1 protein-coding gene and 1 riboswitch are annotated in these 1253 nt (G+C 72.8%); the gene reads left to right on the top strand.

Annotated elements, in window-relative coordinates:
* A partial coding sequence (locus G5C65_RS37410; protein ID WP_165303489.1) for a PP2C family protein-serine/threonine phosphatase occupies window positions 1-589 on the top strand: 589 nt, incomplete at its 5' end.
* A 181-nt stretch (window positions 590-770) separates the two neighbouring features.
* Window positions 771-981, top strand: a riboswitch (cyclic di-AMP (ydaO/yuaA leader).
* The last annotated feature ends 272 nt before the right edge of the window (window positions 982-1253 follow it).

The raw sequence follows: 1253 nt of genomic DNA, 5'->3' as shown, positions 1-1253 counted from the left end.
GGGGATGGGGGCCGTCTCGGCGGTGGTCGTGGTGATCGGCGCCTTCCGGGAGGCCGCCGAGGAGGAGCCCACGCTGGCCGGGGTCGCGGCCCGGCTGGACCGCTCGCTGGAGCGGGAGGGCAAGCGCCGGCTGGGCCTCCAGCAGTTCGAGGGCTTCACGACAGCGCTGCTCGCCGAGCTGCCGCCCGTGGAGCCGCGGGCCATGGGGACGCGGGGGCGCCCGCTGCGCCTGGTCAACCGCGGCCACCCGCCCCCGCTGCTGCTGGACCACGGCGCGGTCCGCACCCTCGACCCGCGGGTGCCCGCGCTGCCGCTGGGGGTGACGGAGCTGGGCGTCTGGCCCGACTGGACGGACGAGTTCAGCTTCCCGCCGGGCGGGCAGCTGGTGCTCTACACAGACGGCCTGTCCGAGGCGCGGGACGCCGACGGCGAGTTCTTCGACCCGGTCCGGCGGCTGACGGGCCACTCCCTCACCGACCCGGAGGACGTACTCGACCTGCTCGTACGGGACGTCGAGCAGCACACGGGCGGCGGTACGGCGGACGATATGGCGCTGCTCGCGGTGGGCCGGCCCGAGACGGAGCGCTAGTCGTCACGCTCCGGAGCCGGGTGTACGCCCGACTGTGACGGGCCGCCCCAATTGGTGCTACCTGACCGGTAAGTGTGGGCCATGGTGACGATGAATTGGCCAGAACAGCTTGGAATCACGCCCGCGGTTCTATTAACGTCCGATAACAACGCAGCGCGGTTGTCACTGTCGTCACGAGACGGCACCGTGCGCGCCGAATCCCGCACCGTCCCACAGGGCGGCGCGGGAACCGGGGAACCACCCCTCCGCGCCGCCCTCGCGGGCGATACGGAGGATGGGGTGAATCGGGCGTCTCCGCCCGGGTCCGTCCAGGGCCGGGACCGGAGCCGCTCGTAGGAGACCTTCCTGCTCCGAACCCGTCAGCTAACCCGGTAGGCGAGAAGGAAGGAAAGGAGAACGCCCCCCGTGGCGTCCAAGTCCCAGAGCCATGCCCCCGACGTGGCCCGCGGCCACTCCCCGTACGGGGAGTACGCGGCATACGAGGCGTACGGCGACACGTACGGCGCCCCCGCGTACAACGCGCCCGCATACGGCGCGCCCGCGTACGACGCACCCGCGTGCAGCGCCCCCGGGACGTCGAGCAGCACACGGGCGGCGGTACGGCGGACGATATGGCGCTGCTCGCGGTGGGCCGGCCCGAGACGGAGCGCTAGTCGTCACGCTC

It is taken from the genome of Streptomyces boncukensis, assembly GCF_011045075.1.
GTDB classification, from domain to species: domain Bacteria; phylum Actinomycetota; class Actinomycetes; order Streptomycetales; family Streptomycetaceae; genus Streptomyces; species Streptomyces boncukensis.
Note: the sequence above shows the minus strand (reverse complement) of the source record. Positions and strands in the feature narration are given on the sequence as shown.